Raw genomic sequence first — 21,866 nt, 5'->3', positions numbered from 1 at the left:
CGTCGCGGTTCCGCGCCATGCGCGCATGGGCATCCCGGCGGTACAGTTTCAGCAGGAGTCGAGTAGTGACTGCTTCCATCAGCGGGAACGGGAAAACGGCCACCGTCACCCGCCGCACGTCGCCCATGGCGGCCCTTGCCGATCGCTATATTCCGAAGCTGGTGCTCGCACCCAGCGTCGTGATCAGCCTGATCTTCGTGTATGGCTTTATCGCAATCACCGGCTATCTGTCGCTGTCTACTTCGCGGCTGATGCCTCGTTGGGAGTTCGCGGGTCTCGACCGCTATCGCGAACTGTTCCAGAACGACGTGTTCTGGACTTCGGCCGCGAACCTCGGCTGGTTCGGCATTCCGTTCATCGGTATCTGCATCGGTCTGGGTCTGTTGCTCGCGATCCTGCTCGATCAGCAGATCCGCAACGAAGGCGCGCTGCGCGCCGTGTTCCTGTATCCGATGGCGCTGTCGTTCATCGTGACCGGCACCGCGTGGCAATGGATTCTGACGCCGAGCATCGGCATCGAGAAGGTGTTTCACGACTGGGGCTGGACGAGCTTCTCGTTCAACTGGCTCGGCGACCCGGACAGGGCGATCTTCTGTATCGTGATCGCGGCGGTCTGGCAGTCCACCGGCTTCGTGATGGCGCTGTTCCTCGCCGGCTTGCGCGGCGTCGACAGCGAGATCTTCAAGGCCGCGCAGATGGACGGCGCGAACCTGCCGACCATCTACCGCAAGATCGTGATACCGAGCATGCGGCCGGTGTTCTTCTCCGTGCTGCTGATCCTTTGTCACATCACCATCAAGACGTTCGACCTGGTCGTCGCGCTGACTGCCGGCGGTCCGGGCACGTCGTCGTCGCTGCCGGCCATTTTCATGTACACGTTTTCGTTCAACCGTGGGCAGCTCGGCGTCGGCGCGGCATCGTCGATCATGATGCTCGCTACCGTAGTGGCCGTGCTCGTGCCGCTGATGTATCTGGAATCGAGGAGCACCCGCAATGCAGCCTAAGATGACGATTAGCCGTGCCGTCATTTACGCGGCCCTGGTTCTGTTCGCGCTGTACTTCCTGTTCCCGCTGTACGTGATGCTGTCGACGTCGTTCAAGGACATCGACCAGCTGCGCACCGGCAACCTGCTGACGCCGCCGACGAGCTGGACCTTCGCGCCGTGGCTCAAGGCGTGGAGCGGTGCGTGTACGGGGGTGCGCTGCGACGGCATGCAGCCGTTCTTCATGAACTCGGTGCGCATGGTGATTCCGGCCGTGCTGATCTCGTCGATCATCGGCGCGTTCAACGGCTACGTGCTCACGCACTGGCGGTTCCGCGGCGCCGATCCGATCTTCACGATGCTGCTGGTCGGCTGCTTCATTCCGTTCCAGGCGATCCTGCTACCGATGGCGCGCCTCGAAGGCATCCTCGGCCTGGCGAACACGGTGAGCGGCCTCGTGCTCGTGCACGTGATCTACGGTATCGCGTTCACGACGATGTTCTTCCGCAACTTCTACGTGAGCGTGCCGGCTGAACTCGTGAAGGCCGCGCGGATCGACGGTGCGGGTTTCTTCACGATCTTCACGAAGATCCTGCTGCCGGTGTCGCTGCCGATCTTCATGGTGTGCCTGATCTGGCAATTCACGCAGATCTGGAACGACTTCCTGTTCGGTATCGTGTTTTCCGGCGTCGATTCGATGCCGATCACCGTGGCGCTGAACAACCTCGTCAACACCTCGACCGGCGTGAAGGAATACAACGTGGACATGGCCGGCGCGATCATCGCGGCGCTGCCCACGCTGCTCGTCTATATCATCGCCGGACGTTACTTCGTGCGCGGCCTGACCGCGGGCGCGGTGAAGGGCTAAATCACCCTGGAGCGACGGCGTTTCACCGAACGCGTGCCGTCGTCGCCTGACAAGACGTTTTCAAGCAGTACCAGAGACTAGAGGATTCACAGCATGGCAAGCCTTTCCATCCGTGACGTGTACAAGACCTACCCGAACGGGGTGCCGGTTCTGAAGGGTGTCGACATCGACATCGAGGACGGCCAGTTCCTGATTCTGGTCGGCGGCTCGGGCTGCGGTAAGTCGACGCTGCTCAACATGATTGCCGGTCTCGAAACCGTGACCAAGGGCGAGATCCAGATCGACGGCAAGACGGTCAACAACCTGTCGCCGAAAGATCGCGACATCGCGATGGTGTTCCAGTCATACGCGCTGTACCCGTCGATGACGGTGCGCGAGAACATCTCGTTCGGCCTGAACATCCGCAAGGTGCCGAAGCGGGAGCAGACGCAGATCGTCGAGCGTGTGTCGAACACGCTGCAGATCAAGCATCTGCTCGATCGCAAGCCGGGTCAGCTGTCGGGAGGCCAGCGTCAGCGCGTCGCGATGGGCCGCGCGCTCGCGCGCGATCCGGTGATGTTCCTGTTCGACGAGCCGCTGTCGAACCTCGACGCGAAGCTGCGCATCGAGATGCGCTCGGAAATCAAGCTGCTGCATCAACGCCTCGGCACGACGATCGTCTACGTGACGCACGACCAGATCGAAGCGATGACGCTCGGCGACCGCATCGCGGTGATGAAGGACGGCATCGTTCAGCAGTTCGGCGCGCCGCAGGAAATCTACGACTCGCCGTCGAACCTGTTCGTCGCGGGCTTCATCGGCGCACCGCCGATGAACTTCATCGAAGGCAAGTTGGTCGAGCAGGGCTCGGGCGTCGGCATCGAACTCGATACGGGCGTCGCGCGCAAGGTGCTGGTGCTGCCGTTCGATTCGGCGAAGGTGCGCTCGCACGTCGGCAACAACGTGATTCTCGGCCTGCGTCCGGAACGCATCACCGATGCGCGCGGCGCGCACGGCGACGACTCGAAGCTGCAGCCGGTCGAAGTGAAGGTCGACGTGATCGAGCCGACCGGTCCGGACACGCTGGTGTTCGCGCAGATCAACGGCAAGCGCGTGGTGAGCCGCGTGCACCCGGCGTCGAACCCGCAACCGGATAAGAATGCGACGCTGCTGTTCGATACGTCGAAGGCGGTGTTGTTCGATCCGGCGAATGAAGAGCGGATTGCGTAAGTCGTCGCCTAAGCGCTGAATCCGTCGCTACAGAAAAGTCCCATGCGTTGAATTGCGCATGGGGCTTCTGTTCTTTTGCAGCCGTTACGCCGCCTCGGGCAAACGCAAGTCCGGATTGTTGCGCGCGAGCTCGCTGGCCCAATCGATAAACGCGCGCAGCCGCGAACTCAGATTGCGGCGATGCGCATACAGAATCGACAGCGGTGTACCGGGGCTCGTGTAGTTGCCGAGAATCTCCGTGAGCGCGCCTTGCTCGATCAGCTCGGCGACCATGAAGCGCGACGGCTGGATGATGCCGTGGCCCAACACACCCGCCGTGATGTACACCGAGCCGTCGTTGACGGCGAGCGTGCTATCCATCGCGACGCGCTCGATTTCGCCGTCCACTTCGTATTCGAACGGGAAGGTCCTGCCGCTGCGCGCGGACACGTAGTTGACCGCGCGATGCTCGCCGAGCTCCGCCAGTGTGGTCGGCGTGCCGAACTTGCGCAGATACGCGGGCGATGCGCACGTGACGATGCGCGCCAGCCCGATGCGCTTCGCAACGAGGCTCGACTCGTCGAGCGTGCCCATGCGGATCACGCAATCGACGCCGTCCTGGATCAGATCGATGTTGCGGTCCGCGAGACCGAGGCGTACGTCAATCGCGGGGTATTGCGCGTAGAAGTCGTCGAGCGCGGGCAGCAGCAGCGAGCGCGCCAGCGTGCCGGAGGTGTCGACGCGGATCGTCCCCGCCGGATTCTCGCGCTTGCTCGACAGCGACGACTCGGCATCGGCGACGTCGGCGAGAATGCGCACGCAGCGCTCGTAGAACGATGCGCCGTCTTCGGTCACGCTGACCTGGCGCGTCGAGCGGTTCAGGAGCCGCACGCCGACGTGTTCCTCGAGCGCCTGGATCGTGCGGCTGACCTTCGCGCGCGGCAGATCGAGCGATTCCGAAACCTTGGTGAAGCTGTTCGCTTCGACCACGCGCGTGAAGATCTCCATCGCTTCGAAACGGTCCATGGTGTGCCTTGTGGGTGGTGAGCCAGAAGAAGGGCGGGGCAGGTTTGCGACACGACAGGAAGTCTACAGCCAGCAAAACTGGTTGTCTGCCGCGTCTCGTTCGCGCGCAACTGCCACCGCCGCTCGTGGCTCAATCCCGCTCCGGCGCGCCCAGCGGAAATAGCGGCCGGTAGGGCCGCGCCTCGTCGACCGCGCGTGCGAACGAGGGCCGCGCGAGCAGCCGCTGCCGGTACGCGCGCACGTGCGCGAACGCGGGGTCGATCGGGTGCGTCCAGTCGGCGTAGAACAGGAACGGGGCGGCGCCGCAGTCGGCGAGGCTGAAGCTGTCGCCGGCGGCCCATTCGCGCTCGGCCATGTGACGGTCGAGCCATGCGTACGAAGTGTCGAGCAGCGCGCGCGCATCGGCGACGCCACGCCGGTCGCGCTCGGCTTCGGGACGCAGGCTATCGAACACGACTTTTTGCTGTGGAGTCGAAATGTAGTTGTCGAAGAAGCGGTCCATCGTGCGCACCTCGAGCGCTACGCGCGGATCGGCGGGCAACAGCGTGACAGGCCCCGGATAATGCAGGCCCAGATATTCGATGATGATGCTCGCCTCGACCACCGTGCGCCCGCCGTCGACGAGCACCGGGAAGCGCCTGATCGGCCACAGCGCGGCCAATTCGGCCATGACCTTCGGGTCGTCATGCGCGAGCACGCGCATCTCGAACGGCGTACCGTTTTCGTACAGCGCGGTCAGGGCCTTCTGGCAGTAGGACGAGAACGGATGGGCATAAAGCTGCAGGGGCATCGCGATCACCTTTGACGGTTGCACAGCACGAGTACGCGGTGACGACGAGAGCCACACCGCGCGACGGCCAGGCTGGCCGTTTACCCCACGACGAACGACGGCCGAAAAAATCGACCTCAGACCTTCGCGCTCGCCCCATGCGGCGGCAACGACCCCGGCTGCAACAGCACGACCACCGCGCCGGCGCCGCCGTCATGTGGGCGCGCCTGACAGAACGCGATCACTTCGGATTTCTGCACGAGCCACGCGCGCACCTTGCCCTTCAGCACCGGCTCCTTGCCGATCGACCCCAGACCCTTGCCGTGAATCACGCGCAGGCAGCGCAGGCCGCGTTTGGCCGATTCGCGGATGAATTCCGCGAGCGCCTCGCGCGCCTCTTCGCGCCGCATGCCGTGCAGGTCGATCTGCGCCTGCACGATCCAGTCGCCGCGCCGCAGCTTGCGCACTACGTCGCGGCTCAAGCCGGGACGGCAATACGACAGCGTTTCGTCGGTTTCGAGCAGCACTTCGGGGTCGAATTCGTCGGAGATCGCTTCGTGCAGCACCGCCTCCTCGTCGAGCAGCGTCTGCACCGGCAGCGGCGGCGGGGGATTGCGCGTGAGCGTCGCGCGCGGCGGAATCGCGAGCGGCGCGACTTCGCCGATCTCACGGCGGAACAGATCGGCGTCGGCGGCCGCTTCGCGCTGCGCCGCTCGCGTCGCCGCCTGTTCGCGCTCGCGCCGCTCGGCTTCGCCCTTCAACGCTTCACGCAACGCACCGAGTCCGGCGAGCCCCGATGCGCGATCGAGCTTCGGTGCGACGGCGGGCGCAGCCGTTGCGGGCGCGGGACGCGTGGCGGCTTGCGGGCGTTTCGGTTCGTTCGGATGGGGCTGATTCTTCGGCATGTCGGCAATACAGGCGGAAAGGTCGGTCGGTGGTGCTGCCAACGCGCTCGATGCACATTGACAAGACGGCAAAAACGACAAAGGCCGCCGGCATTTCAGCCGCGGCCTTCGTGAGCCAATGACAGCAGCGCTGCGCCACCGTCATTTTACTGTCGCGCCCGTTTGTCGGGACTTCGTCTCGACATACGGCAGCGCGGCGCGGATCAGCGGTCCGCTTCCGCGCTCATCGCGTGCTCGCCGGCCATTTCGTTGATGGTCTCGAGATAGCGCTGCGCGTCGAGCGCGGCCATACAGCCGGTGCCCGCGCTGGTGATCGCCTGGCGATAGATGTGGTCCTGCACGTCGCCCGCGGCGAACACGCCCGGCACGCTGGTCGCGGTCGCGAAACCGTTCAGGCCGCCCTTCGTGATGATGTAGCCGTTCTTCATCTCGAGCTGGCCTGCGAAGATGTCCGTGTTCGGCTTGTGGCCGATCGCGACGAACAGGCCCTGCAGCGCGATGTCAGTGGTCTCGCCACTCTGCGTGTGCTTGATGCGCAGGCCGGTCACGCCGGAGTTGTCGCCGGTTACTTCTTCGAGCACATGGTTCCACTTGATCTCGACGACGCCTTCCTTCTCCTTCGCGAGCAGACGGTCGATCAGGATCGGCTCGGCGCGGAACTTGTCGCGGCGATGGATCACGGTCACCTTCTTCGCGATGCCGGCGAGGTAGAGCGCCTCTTCGACGGCCGTATTGCCGCCGCCGATCACGGCGACGTGCTGCTGCTTGTAGAAGAAGCCGTCGCAGGTCGCGCAGGCCGACACGCCCTTGCCCATGAACGCCTCTTCCGACGGCAGGCCGAGATACTGCGCCGATGCGCCCGTCGAGATGATCAGCGAATCGCACGTGTATTCGCCCGAATCGCCGATCAGGCGAATCGGCTTCTCATCGAGCTTCGCCGTGTGGATGTGGTCGAAGATGATCTCGGTATTGAAGCGCTCGGCGTGCTCGAGGAAGCGCGCCATCAGTTCCGGGCCTTGCACGCCGTTGGCGTCGGCGGGCCAGTTTTCGACGTCGGTCGTGGTCATCAGCTGGCCGCCTTGCGCGATGCCGGTGACGAGCACCGGCGCGAGGTTGGCGCGCGCCGCGTAAACCGCCGCCGTGTAGCCGGCGGGACCGGAACCGAGAATCAGAACCTTGGCGTGTTTCGTTGCAGTTGCGGGCATGATCGAATCCTTGTACGGCGCGCGACTCGCCGCTGCGTAGCCGTGCGTTTTTGAGCTGAAACTGTAGATGGGTATCAGTCGGGCATTATAAAGGGCGGGGCGTGCCGCTGCGCCATCAAGCTTTCTGATCGCCGCGATAGCGTGGCGGCGTGGGCGCTCGGGGCGAGCCCGCGGCGCGATACGGCGAATTCAGCGCGCCTCGCGCATGCGTCTGTGGTCAAACAGCCAGGTTACCGTCATTTACAGCCTCGCGCGGGACACAGCGTTTACAATAGCCCGGATCGAAGTTTCCGTTAGCCGGGATCGGGCCCGAAGCCGTGCGCGGCGAGGCTCGGGCCGCGTTCCCGGCGGCAGTTTCAGCCTGAACCGGCTACCCCAGGCAACAGGATCAATGGCAAAAGCTCCCTATACCGCGAGCGCGCAGGCATTGCCGCACCGCATGTCGCGCCTCTTCACCGAAATCCGCTGGATTCTGCAGGTGGCCCTCGGCGTGTTCCTGCTGATGTCGCTCGTCAGCTACAGCAGGCACGACCCGAGCTGGACCCATGCCGCGCAGGTCGACCATATCTCGAACTGGGCGGGCCGCGTCGGCGCGTGGACTTCCGACATCCTGCTGCTGCTGTTCGGTCTGTCCGCCTACTGGTGGATCGTGCTGCTCGGCCGCCACATCTCCGCGAACTACAAGCGCATCACCCGCAACGAAGAGCCGCAGGACGACGACGCGCCGCGCGGCGTCAGTTGGCTCGCGGACGCGTTCGCGTTCATGCTCGTGCTGCTGTCGTGCAACGGCCTCGAGGCGCTGCGCATGTGGTCGCTGAAGGTGCAGTTGCCGCGCGCGCCTGGCGGCGTGATCGGCGAGGCTGTCGCGCGCGGCATCTCGCATGCGCTCGGCTTCACCGGTGGCACGCTCGCGCTGCTGCTCGGTCTCGGGATCGGGCTGTCGCTGTACTTCCGTTTTTCGTGGCTGTCGGTCGCGGAGAAGGTCGGCGAATCGATCATTTCCGCGGTGACGTTCGCGAAGCTGCGCCGCGAGGCCGGGCTCGATCGCAAGCTCGGCGAAGCGGCCGCCGTGAAGCGCGAAGGCAAGGTCGAGAAGGGCCGCGTGCGCATCGAGGAGCACGAGCCCGTAGTGATCGTGCCGCCGCTCGCCACGCCGGCGAAGTCGGAGCGTGTCGAGAAGGAACGCCAGGTGCCGCTCTTTACCGATCTGCCCGGCGACTCCACGCTGCCGCCCATCGCGCTGCTCGACCCCGCGCCAGCCGCGCAGGAAACCATTTCCGCGGACACGCTCGAATTCACGTCGCGCCTGATCGAGAAGAAGCTGAAGGACTTCGGTGTCGACGTGAGCGTGGTCGCCGCGTATCCGGGGCCCGTCGTCACGCGCTATGAAATCGAGCCGGCCACGGGCGTGAAGGGCAGTCAGATCGTTAATCTCGCGAAGGATCTCGCGCGCTCGCTGTCGCTCGTGTCGATTCGCGTCGTCGAAACGATTCCGGGCAAGAACTACATGGCGTTGGAGCTGCCGAACCAGCGCCGTCAGACCGTGAGCCTGTCCGAAATTCTCGGCTCGGCCGTGTATGCGGATGCCGCGTCGCCGCTCACCATGGGTCTCGGCAAGGACATCGGCGGCAAGCCCGTGTGCGCGGATCTCGCGAAGATGCCGCATTTGCTCGTCGCCGGCACGACTGGTTCGGGCAAGTCTGTGGGTATCAACGCGATGATCCTGTCGCTGCTGTACAAGGCGAGCGCCGAGCAGGTGCGCATGATCCTGATCGATCCGAAGATGCTTGAAATGAGCGTCTACGAAGGCATCCCGCATCTGCTGTGTCCGGTCGTCACCGACATGCGCCAGGCGGGCCACGCGCTGAACTGGGCGGTCGCCGAAATGGAGCGCCGCTACAAGCTGATGAGCAAGGTCGGCGTGCGTAACCTCGCCGGCTACAACAACAAGATCGACGAAGCGGCCAAGCGCGAAGAGAAGCTGCCGAATCCGTTCAGCCTGACGCCGGACGATCCGGAACCGCTGACGCGTTTGCCGAACATTGTGATCGTCATCGACGAACTGGCCGACCTGATGATGGTCGTCGGCAAGAAGGTCGAAGAGCTGATCGCGCGGATCGCGCAGAAGGCGCGCGCGGCCGGCATCCATCTGATTCTCGCTACGCAGCGTCCGTCGGTCGACGTGATCACCGGCCTGATCAAGGCCAACGTGCCGACCCGTATGGCGTTCCAGGTGTCGTCGAAGATCGACTCGCGCACGATTCTCGACCAGCAGGGCGCCGAGTCGCTGCTCGGCATGGGCGACATGCTCTATCTGCCGCCAGGCAGCGGTTTGCCGGTGCGCGTGCACGGCGCGTTCGTGTCGGATGATGAAGTGCATCGCGTCGTCGACAAGCTCAAGGAGCAGGGCGAGCCGAACTATATCGAGGGCATTCTCGAAGGCGGCGTGAGCGGCGAGGGCGACGAAGGCTCGGCGGGAACCGCGTCCACCGAAGGCGAGTCGGACCCGTTATACGATCAGGCGGTCGACGTCGTGCTGAAGAATCGCCGCGCGTCGATTTCACTCGTGCAGCGGCATCTGCGCATCGGCTACAACCGGGCGGCGCGTCTACTCGAACAGATGGAGAATTCGGGCGTGGTGTCGGCGATGTCGTCGAACGGCAATCGCGAGATCCTGGCGCCGGCGCGCGAGGCGGAATAGCCGCAACGAGCCATTGCGGCCATCGCGAGCGACGCTGCGTGCACCGTCCGGTGCGCCATTGCGGCTCGACGCCGGGCCAGTCACTCTGCGTTCAGCGAGTGCATCGAGCCGGCGCAGCCCATCACCGAATTCATTCAAGGGAGAAAAACCTATGCAAGCAATCGCGCAGCAGGATGCCCGACAGCGTCGAGCGGGGCGCCTCGGCGAGCGCGTGTCCCGCGGCATGCGCAAGATCGCGCGCGCCGTCGGCAGTGTCGCGATCGGTGCGTCGCTGCTCGTCGCCTCGCACGCGTTCGCGAGCGGCACCGAGCAACTGAAGGCATTCATCGCGCAGGTCCATTCGGCGCGCGGCGCCTTCGTGCAGCAGGAAGTGCGCGCGCCGAGCAAGGCGCAGGGCGCGAGCGGCGCGCTGTCCACCGCGAACCCGGCCAAGCCGACCACGTCGAGCGGCACGTTCATGTTCGCGCGGCCCGGCAAGTTCATCTGGCAATACGAGAAGCCCTACTCGCAATTGCTGCAGGCGGACGGCGACAAGTTCTACGTCTACGACAAGGATCTGAACCAGGTGACGGTGCGCCCGCTCGGCAACGCGCTCGGCGCAAGCCCGGCGGCGATCCTGTTCGGCAGCAACGATCTGGACAAGAACTTCTCGCTGCGCGACGCGGGCGTGAAGGCCGGCATCGACTGGCTCGAACTGACGCCGAAGGCGAAGGACACGCAGTTCGAGCGCGTCGGCATCGGCTTCAAGGACGGCAATCTCGAAGCGATGGAATTGCACGACGTGTTCGGTAACGTGACGCTGCTCACGTTCTCGAACATCCAGAAAAATCCGCAACTGCCGCCCGATGCATTCAAGTTCACGGTGCCGAAGGGCGCGGATGTGATCAACGGATAAACCGCGCGGTAGGCGCCGACACTGGCGCCTTTGCAAACGCCGGCGAAGCCGCGCTTGTCGAGCGCGGCTTTTTATTTCGCGCGGTGCGTGGATTGCTTAGGGATGCGCGCCCGGCGCCGCGACGAACGTTAAATCGTCGTACCGGCAGACGTAATGATTTAGTGCGAGACTGGAAAGACCGGCATTGCTCATGGGCTGGAGTTGGCGCGTCCGATCATTTTCCCAGGATTGGGTTCGTAATCTCTAACAATTTTTTGCTGCAACGCAACAAAATAACGCCTAAACTGATCGAAGGTTGTTGTCGCTTTGGATGTCTGGAAAGACGAGGCATGTCATGAGATTGTCTTCTTCACACGATTCACGCTTATCCCCGTCCCTCCATGTGTTCCAGCAGGAGGGCGGGTGGCATTGGGGAATAACCGTTCCGCGCTCGGCCGGAAGTGGTTTCAAGGTCGTTGCATATAGTGAAAAAACCTTTATTGATGAGGCCGAAGCCCATCGGGAAGGCAATCGCGCGCTTGAGCGTTTCGCCGACACGCCGACGGTTCGGCTTGAACGGCAGTAAGGCAGCAGGTTATCTAACGTATCCGGCAGCCCGTTATTTGGGTTTTCAAGCGGAGAACGCAACAATTACCGCCGCTGAGAATTTAATATGCAACCAATTGCATATTTCTTTGACTTCCGAAAAATCGTAGCGATAATGTCTCGTTTCGAGATATCGCTTTTATTTTGACTTTCGCGGAATATGAAACCACCCACGCGCTAAGCGTGGAACTGGACGGCGTAAACTATGCCGGAACTTATCGCGTAATGACGGGCACCGTCGTCGTCCATTTCGCGAACGAGAGCAAATTCGCCTCGTATGCGCCGAATCGGCCGGAGACCGTCGCCCGTTGGCTGCTCACGGATCTGTGTCGCAAGGTCGAATCGCGTCGGCGCAAAGCGGCGAAAAAATAGCCCGCGGCGCGCACTGTGATTGGCCATTCGACGGTCACAAAAAAAGACCTGCATTTGGATTGCAGGTCTTTTTTATTTTGTGACAACTGCGTCTAATGCAACGCGCTGAGGGTGACGCGCTCACGCATACGCGGTCTTGCGCGCCGATACGAACGCGTAATAGCACACCGCGCCGATCGCAAGCGACGGCAGCGTCGCGCCGACGTTCGGTAGCCATTGATTGATCACCTGGTACGAGGCGATGCCGATCGCCCAAGCGACGAACGCGCTCAGGTGCCAGCCGCCCGAGAAGCCGTAGCGGCCGCGCACATCGGCGAGCACCGCGGCGTCGACGCGACGCTTGCGCACGATGAAGTGATCCATCAGCACGACGCCGAACAGCGGCGCGAATACCGAGCCGATCAGCAGCAGGAAGTTCTGGTACTTCGCCATCGGCACGAGCAGCGCGATCAGCGTGCACAGCGCACCGAACGCGGCCGACAGCAACGGCACGCTCGCGCGCGTCCAGAACGTGCCGGTCGACACCGCGGCCGAGTGGATGTCGGCGAACGCATTGTCGATTTCGTCGATCAGAATCAGCAGCAGCGCAAACCCGCCGCCCGCTTGCGCGAGCGCGCCGGTCAGCAATGCATCGCCGCCGCCGGCCGCGAGCCCGTAGACCGCGCCGAGCGCATAGAACCAGATGTTCGCGATGCCATAGCCGTATAGCGTGCCGCGGAACGTCTCGCCGGCGCGGCGGCCGAAGCGCGTGTAGTCGGCGATCAGCGGCAGCCATGACAGCGGCATCGCGACCACGAGGTCGACCGCGCCGCCGAACGACATCTCGCCGGTGCCGGGACGACGCATCAGGTCCGTGAGATTGTGGCGCGCGAGCAGGTTCCACGTGAGCCACGCGGCGCCCGCGAGCAGCAGCCAGATCCCCCACTTGCGCAGAAAGCGCCGCACGAACGACAGCGGGCCGCTGATTGCGAGCAGCGTCGCGAGCACGCCGAAGATCACGGTCCACACGAGCGGCATCGACAGGCCGAACGCCTGTTTCGCGAGCGCATCGGCGGAATCGCGCATCACGATCACCTCGAACGAGCCCCAGCCGACCAGTTGCACCATGTTCAGCACGGCCGGCACCGACGCGCCGCGCACGCCGAGCGTCGGACGCAGCGACGACATCGCCGCAAGCCCGGTGTCGGTGCCGATCACGCCCACGAGCGCGAGCAGCACGACGCCGATCACGCTGCCGAGCACGATCGCGACGAGCGCGTGCGGCAGCGACAGCCCCGGCACCAGCAGCGCGCCCGCCTGGGCGACGAGCAGGCCGATGCCGAGCGAGAACCACAGCGCGAACGCGTCGCCGGTGCGAAACGCGCGGCGCGCGTCGGGCACCGGCGTGAGCGGCGCGTAGGTGGAGCCGGCGTCGCCGGCGACGGAATCTTGAGCCATCTGTGTTCGTTCCTGTTGGTGGTGCTGTGATTCTTTGCGTTGCCGGCGCCCCGGGTCGGCCATCGCTTGGCCGCCGTCACTGTCATAATGCAGAACGTTGCCCGCCTTCGTGCCTGTGTTTCCGGCCGGGCGCGGGCTTTGCGCCTGTCCCGCGAGGCGCTGCTCCGAAGCGGTGCGTGCCCCGGAAAGCCGAGATTATCCCCAAAACGTCATGTTTGAAGAAACCCGTGCCAATGTTCCGCTCGCCGAACGCCTGCGGCCACGCAATATCGACGAAGTGATCGGCCAGTCGCATCTGCTCGGTCCGAACAAGCCGCTCAGGGTCGCGTTCGAATCGGGCGAGGCCCATTCGATGATCCTGTGGGGCCCGCCGGGCGTCGGCAAGACCACGCTCGCGCGGCTGATGGCCGATGCGTTTCACGCGCAGTTCATCGCGTTGTCGGCGGTGCTGTCGGGCGTGAAGGATATCCGCGAGGCGGTCGAAACCGCGCAGATCCATCGCGCGAACGGCCATCAGACGCTGGTGTTCGTCGACGAAGTGCATCGCTTCAACAAGAGCCAGCAAGACGCGTTCTTGCCGCACGTCGAGTCGGGCCTGTTCGTGTTCGTCGGCGCGACGACCGAGAATCCGTCGTTCGAGGTCAATAGCGCGTTGCTGTCGCGCGCCGCCGTCTACGTGCTGAAGAGCCTGACGGACGACGAACAGCGCGAGCTGCTCGAGCGCGCGCAGAAGGATCTCGGCGGCCTCACGTTCACCGACGAAGCGCGCGCCGCGCTGATCGGTTCGGCCGACGGCGACGGCCGCAAGCTGCTGAACAACCTCGAGATCGTCGCGCGCGCGGCCGCCCGGCAGAAGACCACCGAAATCGACGGCGCGTTATTGGGCAGCGCGCTCGCGGAGAATCTGCGCCGCTTCGACAAGGGCGGCGACGCCTTCTACGACCAGATCAGCGCGCTGCATAAATCGGTGCGCGGCAGCAACCCGGACGGCGCGCTGTACTGGTTCTGCCGCATGCTCGACGGCGGCGCGGACCCGCGCTATCTCGCGCGTCGCATCGTGCGCATGGCGTGGGAAGACATCGGCCTCGCGGACCCGCGCGCCGCGCGCATCACGCTCGACGCCGCCGAAACCTACGAGCGTCTCGGTTCGCCCGAAGGTGAGCTCGCGCTTGCGCAGGCGATCATCTATCTGGCGGTCGCGCCGAAATCGAATGCCGGGTACAACGCGTACAACGAGGCGCGGCGCTTCGTCGGCAAGGACCAGTCGCGCGCGGTGCCGGTGCATCTGCGCAACGCGCCGACGAAGCTGATGAAGGAACTCGGCTACGGCCACGACTACCGCTACGCGCACGACGAACCCGATGCGTACGCGGCGGGCGAAACCTATCTGCCCGACGGCATGCGCGAGCCGCATTGGTACGAGCCGACACCGCGTGGTCTCGAAGGCAAGATCGGCGAGAAGCTCGCGCGCCTTGGCGAGCTCGATGCGCGGTGGCGCGCCGAGAACAAGCCGAAGAAGGCTTGAGGCGTTTCACCTTTGCCGGTGCGTTAAAATCGCGTTTTCATACAACGAACATCCGTCCCATCCCATGCTCGACATCCAGCTGCTGCGCAAAGACCTCGACGGCGTCGCAAAGCGCCTCGCCGACCGCGGCTATACCCTCGACGTCGCGGCCTTCACCGCGCTCGAAGCGGAACGCCGCGATACCCAGACCCGTACCGAAGAACTGCAGGCGCGCCGCAACAGCCTGTCGAAGCAGATCGGCGCGATGAAAGGACGCGGCGAAGACACGTCGGCGGTGATGGCCGAAGTCGGCGGCATCGGCGACGAGATGAAGGCGTCGGCGGTCAAGCTCGAAGACATCCAGAAGCGTCTGTCCGATCTGCTGCTCGACGTGCCGAATCTCGCGCACGAAAGCGTGCCGGTCGGCAACGACGAAGCCGGCAACGTCGAAGTGCGCCGCTGGGGCACGCCGCGCCAGTTCGACTTCGAGGTCAAGGATCACGTTGACGTCGGCACGCCGCTCGGCCTCGACTTCGAGACCGGCGCGAAGCTGTCGGGCGCGCGCTTCACGATGCTGCGCGGCCAGATTGCGCGGCTGCATCGCGCGCTCGCGCAGTTCATGATCGACACGCACACGCAGCAGCACGGCTATACCGAGATCTACACGCCGTACATCGTCAATCCCGACATCCTGTACGGCACGGGCCAGCTGCCGAAGTTCGCGGACGATATGTTCCGCGTCGAAAAGGGCGGCGGTGAACACACGGTCACGCAGTACCTGATCTCGACCTCGGAAATTTCGCTGACGAACACGGTGCGTGAGAGCATCGTCGAAGCGGACGCGCTGCCGATCAGGCTGACCGCGCACTCGCCGTGCTTCCGCTCGGAAGCGGGCTCGTATGGCCGCGACACGCGCGGCATGATCCGCCAGCATCAGTTCGACAAGGTCGAGATGGTGCAGGTCGTAGCGCCAGGCGCATCGTACGACGCGCTCGAGCAGATGGTCGGCCATGCGGAGGCGATTCTGCAAAAGCTCGAACTGCCGTATCGCGTGATCACGCTGTGCACCGGCGACATGGGCTTTTCCGCAGCGAAGACCTACGACCTGGAAGTGTGGCTGCCCGCGCAGAACACCTATCGTGAGATTTCGAGTTGCTCGAATACCGAGTCGTTCCAGGCGCGACGCATGCAGGCACGCTTCCGCAACGCGCAGGGCAAGCCGGAGCTCGTGCATACGCTCAACGGCTCGGGTCTCGCGGTGGGCCGCACGCTCGTCGCGGTGCTCGAGAACTTCCAGAACGCCGATGGCTCGGTGACGGTGCCCACGGCACTGCGGCCTTACCTCGGCGGCGTCGAGCGGCTGCAAGTGCCGGCGGCCGCCTGAGCGTCGCCGATGCGCGCGCAGGCGCGGTGTCGTCGCGTGTCTGACGATGGATGCCGCGAACGGCATCGAGGTCCCGCGAAAATTTTTTAGAAATTTTTTGGACGAGGGGGCTTGGAAAACTAATTCGAGCTGTTCTATAATCTTTTTCTCCCAAGCAACGGCCCGCTTGGATCCGACGATGCAGTAGCGAGTTGGAATACCCGGAAAGGTGGCAGAGTGGTCGAATGTACCTGACTCGAAATCAGGCGTACGGTTTCCCCGTACCGTGGGTTCGAATCCCACCCTTTCCGCCAAATTCTGAAACCCCTTGATTTCACCGAGATCAAGGGGTTTTTGCTTTGAGTTCTCGAATGGCTTTGCCAAGGCAATTCGAAATTGTTCAAGCATCATTTCTATTTTGGCGAAATCCCTTGTTTCAATTTTTTACATAAGCCATTTGTTGTTCGTGGCCTTTTTCATCTCATTTCCATACAAATAACTTAAGTCATCCGTGCTGCACCGTCCCCTAATTCATAGAGCGGACATATTCGGGGCGTGGCTATTGCACGCTATAAGGGGTCGAAGTCAGAAAATTTGCGGGCGACCCGCCCCCCGATCGACTTCTGAAAGTGCGAATCTTCGCCGACCCCACAGATCTCCGCAAGATCTGCCCTTTTTTACAAATAAATACGATTTTTGGTTGGGCTCGGTCATTCGTTCAGGGTACGATTTACGCCGTCAGAAGCTTTTACAGGAAGAATTTTCCTGAAAATGAAAGCTTCGGCAATTAATCAGTAAAAGGTTTGCACCGCAAAGGTTTGCAGCGCAAACGTTTGCGAACCAACGCGCACCCAGCCCTGTCAATCTGAACCACCGCGAGGAGCACCTTCGCGCGCCTCGGTTCAATCGGACAACACAGACGTGCGTTCAAAGCACTTCGGGACAATAGTCTTTAAGGCCTGCAAATTCATTTGCATCGAATCCTTATTCATTGTCCATCGAATCACAGCGAATCCACCTTTTGGTCTTTTTATCGGGAATTTTCCCGACATTTGGAATTACTCCGCGATGATAAAACGACGTCAATTCATTGGGGGCCTGACGGCCCTGAGCGCAAGTTATCTTTTGACCGCGTGTGGTGGGGGCAGTGGGTCATCGAACGCGAGTGGCAAGGCAGCCGCTGCGACCGGTGCTTCCGGCGCCGCGGCAGCTTCGGGTGCGTCCGCTACCTCCAGCACCGCGGACAATACGTCGCCGGTCGCGAAGGCGAGTGTCTCGAACATGTCGCCCGATGGCACCTCACTGCCTTCCGCGCCGTACATCATCGACCAGTTCGGCGCGACGTGGACGCTCTCCAACGGCGTCATCTACCGCAACGGCGCGACGGTCGGCGATACGTACAACGTGTCGCTCGTGCTGTTCTACGGCGGCAAGATCTGGCATTGCGGCACGGGTGGCGAGTTCTACGTCATTGCGGACGTCCCCAACAGTTGGCTGCATTGCAACGATCCGCGCATCGCGATCACACCGCAGGCCGGCATGTTCTATGGCATGAACGGTCACTTCGACTACACGTACACGCCCCAGCAGATCGTCTCGATCCTGAAGGCCATGGGCTGCACGAGCTATCGCGTCGGCGTCACCAACAGTTCGAACCAGCTGAACGCGGCGATCGGGCTCGCACAGGCTTTCCAGGCGGCGGGCATGACGTTGGTCGTGCTGATCGACCAGGGCGTCTACGACTCCAACGGCAACCTGCTGGCTGGCGAGAATGCCGCTTACAGCCAGGGTTACGCGGTAGCGCAGTCGGTCGCGAACGCACTGAAACCGTATGGCGTGACCATTTACGAATGCGGCAACGAGTTGACGCGCACGAACGCCACCGTGCTCGACTTCAACGCTGCGGGCACGAAGGCAGCGGACTTCAACAACACGAACTGGCCGGTGATGCGCGGCGTGATGCGCGGGATGATCGACGGCGTGAAAGCGGTTCAGTCGAACGCGAAGTGCGGCATCAATTTCTGCGTGAACGATGTCGGCGCGGCGGACGCGCTGTGGGACGGTGATCAGCCGGATGGCAGCGGCGGTCACCCGACCGTGCGCTGGGACATCACCACGTGGCACAACTACGAGGTGTATGGCGATGTGTTCTCCCTCGGTGCGGACGGCGCCCAACCTGGCTTCGATCTGCCGATCTATTGCAAGGCCCGGTATGGCGTGCCGTTCATCATCACCGAGTGGAACACCGGACCGGAGCAAAACGAGACCTATCGTGGGAACTACATCACGACGAAGCTCGGCGAGTTCTATCAGAACCGCAAGACGCACAATATCCAGAGCGTCATGTATTACGTGCTCGACAGCGGCGACCAGGGCTTCGGCATCATGATGAACGGCTCGCCGTTGAATCCGTCGTACAGTGCGTTCCAAAGCTTCACGGCGGCCCATCCCGACAACTAAGCCGCGGATATCGACGTAAGCAGGCCCGCACGTCTGTGGTCGATGCTGCCCGGTGTCAAGGGCAGCACGTCGCCGGGCCCGACAGCGGCGCCCAACCCTTGCCTTCAGCGTATCGAGGCCAGGGGACGGGCGTCTCATCCCACCCGAAACCCTTCCATCATCTCCCTCAATGCCCGCGCCTGTTCCGCGAGCGACGCGGCGGCCGCCGCGCTTTCCTCGACGAGCGCCGCATTCTGCTGCGTGACCTCGCCATCTGCGTGATCGCGATGCCCACTTGCTGAATCCCATCGCTCTGCTCACCCGACGCCTGCGCAATGTCACCGACGATGCTGGTCACGCGCGCGATCGCCGCTTCGATCTGCTGCATCGTGCCGCCCGCGTCTTCGACGAGTCCCGCGCCGCGTTCGACGCTTGACGTCGAATCGGCGATCAGCGCGCCAATCTCGCGCGAGGCTGCGCACCTCGCCGGCGACGACCGCGAAGCCGCGACCCTCGTCGCCGGCACGCGCGGCTTCGACCGCTGGACGCGCCGCGCGCGAGTTCGCTCGCCTGTTCGGCATTGCTCGCATCGAGCTGCACGGTCGCGGTCAGCTGCTCCATCGCGGAGGCCGTCTCGCCGAGCGCGACGACCGACGCATAGTGCACCGCTGCGTCGGAGAAGGCATTCATTCGCGCGTTCCGGCGCTGGTCGGCAATGGCGCCGAAGCAGTACGCCCAAAATCAGCGTGATCCGTACGATATGGCGAAGGGCGGAACGCAGCGGGCGGCATGACGGGACGCCCGAATTTTAGTTCGGGAAACTGAACGATCACGATGTCCGGCTCGATGATCGTTCGAGTCCCTTTGCCGCCAGTCCATCTGAACGAGCAGGCCCGCAAGCTGGCCGAGCAAAAGCCCGTCATTGTGATTCGGGCGCGCGGCCTCGGCATAGCTCCGATAGCGCGACCGCCTCCTCCCGCGCACCGCTTCAGCCGATTTGCGCGGGGTCCATCCGCGATCCTCTGTACAATTGCCCGAAATCGCCCAATCGAGCGGCGGTTGCGGGCCGCCGGGCTTTCGGGCGCGGCGGGTCATCTCGCGCTTGACCCGCGACTCACATCGACTGAATTCATGGCCATTACCTACAAGACTCCCGACGATATCGCGAAGCTGCGCATTGCGGGCCGCCTCGCGGCCGATGTGCTGGCAATGATCGGCGAGCACGTCAAGGCAGGCGTCTGCACCGACGACCTCGACGCGCTGTGCAACGACTACATCGTCCACACGCAGAAAGCGATTCCGGCCAACGTCGGCTATCTGGGCTTTCCGAAGACCGTCTGCACGTCGGTCAACCATGTCGTGTGTCACGGCATCCCGAATCGCAACGAGATCCTGAAGGACGGCGACATCCTCAACATCGACGTCGCGATCATCAAGGACGGCTATTTCGGCGACACGAGCCGCATGTACTGCGTCGGCCAGTCGAGCACGGTCGCGCGTGCGCTGATCGACACGACCTACGAGGCGATGGTGGCCGGCATCCGCGAGGTGAAGCCGGGCGCGACGCTCGGCGACGTCGGCCACGCGATCCAGAAGGTCGCGCAGCGCGAGGGCTTCTCGATCGTGCGCGACTACTGCGGGCACGGCATCGGCAAGGTCTATCACGAGGACCCGCAGGTGCTGCACTATGGGCAGCCGGGGCAGGGGGTGCGCCTGAAGCCGGGCATGGTCTTCACGATCGAGCCGATGATCAACGCGGGCCGCGCCGGCACGTCGGTACAGCGCGACGGCTGGACCGTGATCACGAAGGACCGCTCGCTGTCGGCGCAATGGGAGCACATGGTCGCCGTGACCGACGACGGCTATGAACTGCTGACGCCGTGGCCGGACGGCACGGGCGACTACGACGCGCCGTGAGCGGGACCGCATATTCTGGTCAATAATAAATTTGACTCGCCGGCCGGTTCGGTTAAAGCTACGCGTTAGGGTTTCCAGGGGTTTCGTCTGCATGAGTCCGTCATTGACCGTTCGCCGCATCACTGCTGATCAGGGCGCCGTTTTTCGCGAACTCCGCACGGCCTCGCTGCGGGAGGCGCCGTACGCCTTCGGCGCGACGCTCGAGGACGCGTTGTCGGCCGATGCCGCCAGTTTCGACGCGACCGCGGCGAATCACGCGGTTTCGCAGTCCGTCGGTGCATTCCTGCTCTATACCGAGGGTCATCCGGCCGGGCTGATCGAGGCGCGTTTCGACGACACCGCGGCGCGGCGCGCGTTCGTCTGCGAGTTGTGGGTGGCGCCGGCCGTGCGCCATCTGCGCGGCGGCGAGCTGCTCGTCGATACCGCGAGCAGCTGGCTCGCGAATGCGGGCGCCACGGAAATCTACGCGTGGGTCGCCGACGCGAACCGCAACGCGATGCGCTTTTACGAAGCGCTGGGCTTTGGCCCGACCGGCGAGCACCGGCGCGTCGAGCGCGCACCCGAGCAGGTCGAAAGTCTGCTGGTGCGGCACGTGCCGACTACTTCGCAGGTGTTACAGCAGTGATTGCCCAAGCGGCGCGTCGCGCGCGCCGCTCGTCTTCGCCGTCCCTTCATCACGGTCTTTTTCCCGCCAGCGTTTCTTTCGCACCGTCGCGCGTCGATCGCATCGACGACACGCGTTGCGCTTGCGCGCGCGAGCACCGATTCTCCCGGGAAAAATAGTGGCCGCGCGCTTGTACGCCTGTAAAATACGCAAAATTTTTCGCCGAACGCTATGTCGCCCAAGAAATCGCCCTTTTTCGAACTGCGCAGCGGCTCTGTCGACACGCTGATGTTCGTGGTCAAAACGACCGACCTCGATGCGATGCGTGCCGAGCTGACGCGACGCTTCGAGGCGACCCCCGAATTCTTCGCTAACGACGTCGTCGCGATCGACGTGCGGCGTCTCGCCGGCAACGAACGCGTGCCGCTCGCCGACATCGCGCAACTGCTCGACAGCGTGCGCATGCGTCCGGTCGGCGTGGTCGCGAATGCGGAGCAGCAGTGGGCGACGGAGTCGGGATTGCCGTTGCTCGAAGCGCGCGATCGCCGCGGCGCGCCGGCGAAGCAGGCCGATGAGGACAGCACGGCGAGCGCGGCAAACGCGGCAGCAGGCACCGAGGCAAGCGCGGGCACGAGCGCGTCCGCCAGCTCTGCATCCGCAACCGCCAGCGCGGCCACGGGCACCGCCGCTGCCGCCGCCGTCGAACCCACGCCCGCCGCCGAGCCGGTGCGTCTTGCCACGTCGCCGCAAACGATGGTGGTCGACAAGCCGTTGCGCTCGGGTCAGCGTATTTACGCAAAAGGCGATCTGGTCGTGCTCGGTCTGGTCAGCTACGGCGCCGAGGTGATCGCGGAAGGCAACATCCACATTTACGCGCCGCTGCGCGGCCGGGCATTGGCCGGCGTGCAGGGCAATCACGACGCGCGCATCTTCTGCACGTGTCTCGAACCGGAACTGATCTCGATCGCGGGCATCTATCGAACGACCGAGAACCCGCTGCCGGCCGACGTGCTCGGCAAGCCGGTACAGATCTGGCTCGAAGAAGAAAAACTGATGATCGAACCGCTGCGGCTCACGTAAAGCGCCGGAAACGCGCGCTGCCCCG

At 63.8% G+C, this 21,866-nt stretch carries 18 protein-coding genes, 1 tRNA gene and 1 pseudogene; 14 read left to right on the top strand and 6 right to left on the bottom strand.

The genetic code is table 11. From position 1 onward, the window contains the following. Nucleotides 1–65: 65 nt before the first annotated feature. From HDG34_RS10005 to HDG34_RS09995, 3 genes are all read left to right on the top strand, one after another. The gene (locus tag HDG34_RS10005) at nt 66–1,004 is read left to right on the top strand and encodes a carbohydrate ABC transporter permease (RefSeq protein ID WP_184059610.1); all 939 of its coding nucleotides are present in this window, start codon (nt 66–68) and stop codon (nt 1,002–1,004) included. Next, on the top strand, nt 994–1,851 hold the full coding sequence (locus HDG34_RS10000; RefSeq protein ID WP_184059608.1) for a carbohydrate ABC transporter permease: 858 nt from the start codon (nt 994–996) through the stop codon (nt 1,849–1,851). The genes HDG34_RS10005 and HDG34_RS10000 overlap by 11 nt, the downstream gene beginning before the upstream one ends. Before the next feature lie 93 nt (nt 1,852–1,944). Then, nucleotides 1,945–3,060, top strand: a complete 1,116-nt coding sequence (locus tag HDG34_RS09995; RefSeq protein WP_184059606.1) for an ABC transporter ATP-binding protein — start codon at nt 1,945–1,947, stop codon at nt 3,058–3,060. An 84-nt stretch (nt 3,061–3,144) separates the two neighbouring features. Here HDG34_RS09995 and HDG34_RS09990 read toward each other — a convergent pair whose 3' ends face one another. From HDG34_RS09990 to trxB, 4 genes are all read right to left on the bottom strand, one after another. Then, nucleotides 3,145–4,065, bottom strand: a complete 921-nt coding sequence (locus HDG34_RS09990; RefSeq protein WP_184059604.1) for a LysR family transcriptional regulator — start codon at nt 4,063–4,065, stop codon at nt 3,145–3,147. A gap of 130 nt (nt 4,066–4,195) precedes the next feature. Continuing rightward, on the bottom strand, nt 4,196–4,855 hold the full coding sequence (locus HDG34_RS09985) for a glutathione S-transferase family protein (RefSeq protein WP_184059602.1): 660 nt from the start codon (nt 4,853–4,855) through the stop codon (nt 4,196–4,198). A 116-nt stretch (nt 4,856–4,971) separates the two neighbouring features. Then, nucleotides 4,972–5,739 carry a Smr/MutS family protein gene (locus HDG34_RS09980; RefSeq protein ID WP_184059794.1) on the bottom strand — a complete coding sequence of 256 codons (768 nt, stop codon included), beginning with the start codon at nt 5,737–5,739 and terminating at the stop codon, nt 4,972–4,974. Between the two features lie 203 nt (nt 5,740–5,942). Next, nucleotides 5,943–6,944, bottom strand: coding sequence for a thioredoxin-disulfide reductase (gene trxB, locus HDG34_RS09975; RefSeq protein WP_090803474.1), 1,002 nt, complete (start codon nt 6,942–6,944; stop codon nt 5,943–5,945). Nucleotides 6,945–7,335: 391 nt separating this feature from the next. Between trxB and HDG34_RS09970 the strand changes: the two genes are divergently transcribed. From HDG34_RS09970 to HDG34_RS09955, 4 genes are all read left to right on the top strand, one after another. After that, entirely contained in the window at nt 7,336–9,645 is a 2,310-nt protein-coding gene (locus HDG34_RS09970; RefSeq protein ID WP_184021169.1) for a DNA translocase FtsK, read from the top strand. A gap of 151 nt (nt 9,646–9,796) precedes the next feature. After that, a complete protein-coding gene (lolA, locus tag HDG34_RS09965) occupies nt 9,797–10,540 on the top strand; it encodes an outer membrane lipoprotein chaperone LolA (protein WP_090803478.1) in 744 nt (247 codons plus the stop codon). A gap of 334 nt (nt 10,541–10,874) precedes the next feature. Next, nucleotides 10,875–11,105 carry a hypothetical protein gene (locus tag HDG34_RS09960; RefSeq protein ID WP_184059600.1) on the top strand — a complete coding sequence of 77 codons (231 nt, stop codon included), beginning with the start codon at nt 10,875–10,877 and terminating at the stop codon, nt 11,103–11,105. A 203-nt stretch (nt 11,106–11,308) separates the two neighbouring features. Beyond that, complete coding sequence (locus HDG34_RS09955; RefSeq protein ID WP_309240633.1) at nt 11,309–11,497, top strand: hypothetical protein; 189 nt, start codon at nt 11,309–11,311, stop codon at nt 11,495–11,497. 120 nt (nt 11,498–11,617) lie between these two features. Here the strand turns inward: HDG34_RS09955 and cytX are convergent, their stop codons facing one another. Beyond that, on the bottom strand, nt 11,618–12,934 hold the full coding sequence (gene cytX, locus HDG34_RS09950) for a putative hydroxymethylpyrimidine transporter CytX (RefSeq protein ID WP_184059598.1): 1,317 nt from the start codon (nt 12,932–12,934) through the stop codon (nt 11,618–11,620). Nucleotides 12,935–13,145: 211 nt separating this feature from the next. Between cytX and HDG34_RS09945 the strand changes: the two genes are divergently transcribed. The 4 genes from HDG34_RS09945 to HDG34_RS09930 all read left to right on the top strand — a co-directional run bounded on the left by HDG34_RS09945 (nt 13,146) and on the right by HDG34_RS09930 (nt 18,261). Next, nucleotides 13,146–14,459 (top strand): replication-associated recombination protein A, encoded by a 1,314-nt coding sequence (locus HDG34_RS09945; protein ID WP_184059596.1) that lies wholly within the window; start codon nt 13,146–13,148, stop codon nt 14,457–14,459. 64 nt (nt 14,460–14,523) lie between these two features. Beyond that, nucleotides 14,524–15,822, top strand: coding sequence for a serine--tRNA ligase (serS, locus tag HDG34_RS09940; protein WP_184059594.1), 1,299 nt, complete (start codon nt 14,524–14,526; stop codon nt 15,820–15,822). Between the two features lie 202 nt (nt 15,823–16,024). Next, nucleotides 16,025–16,115, top strand: a tRNA-Ser gene (locus HDG34_RS09935). A 754-nt stretch (nt 16,116–16,869) separates the two neighbouring features. Continuing rightward, on the top strand, nt 16,870–18,261 hold the full coding sequence (locus HDG34_RS09930; protein ID WP_184059593.1) for a hypothetical protein: 1,392 nt from the start codon (nt 16,870–16,872) through the stop codon (nt 18,259–18,261). A gap of 134 nt (nt 18,262–18,395) precedes the next feature. Here HDG34_RS09930 and HDG34_RS38610 read toward each other — a convergent pair. Then, nucleotides 18,396–18,785: pseudogene (locus tag HDG34_RS38610) on the bottom strand (methyl-accepting chemotaxis protein); the annotation flags it as partial. Between the two features lie 586 nt (nt 18,786–19,371). Between HDG34_RS38610 and map the strand changes: the two are divergent. The 3 genes from map (at nt 19,372) to minC (ending at nt 21,841) form a co-directional block, all read left to right on the top strand. After that, entirely contained in the window at nt 19,372–20,157 is a 786-nt protein-coding gene (gene map, locus HDG34_RS09915; RefSeq protein WP_184059590.1) for a type I methionyl aminopeptidase, read from the top strand. Nucleotides 20,158–20,248: 91 nt separating this feature from the next. After that, nucleotides 20,249–20,782 (top strand): GNAT family N-acetyltransferase, encoded by a 534-nt coding sequence (locus HDG34_RS09910; RefSeq protein ID WP_184059588.1) that lies wholly within the window; start codon nt 20,249–20,251, stop codon nt 20,780–20,782. A 210-nt stretch (nt 20,783–20,992) separates the two neighbouring features. Then, nucleotides 20,993–21,841, top strand: a complete 849-nt coding sequence (minC, locus tag HDG34_RS09905; RefSeq protein ID WP_184045634.1) for a septum site-determining protein MinC — start codon at nt 20,993–20,995, stop codon at nt 21,839–21,841. The last annotated feature ends 25 nt before the right edge of the window (nt 21,842–21,866 follow it).

This window comes from Paraburkholderia sp. HC6.4b (assembly GCF_014200875.1).
Classification (GTDB): domain Bacteria; phylum Pseudomonadota; class Gammaproteobacteria; order Burkholderiales; family Burkholderiaceae; genus Paraburkholderia; species Paraburkholderia tuberum.
This window is presented reverse-complemented; position numbering and strand designations above follow the sequence as displayed.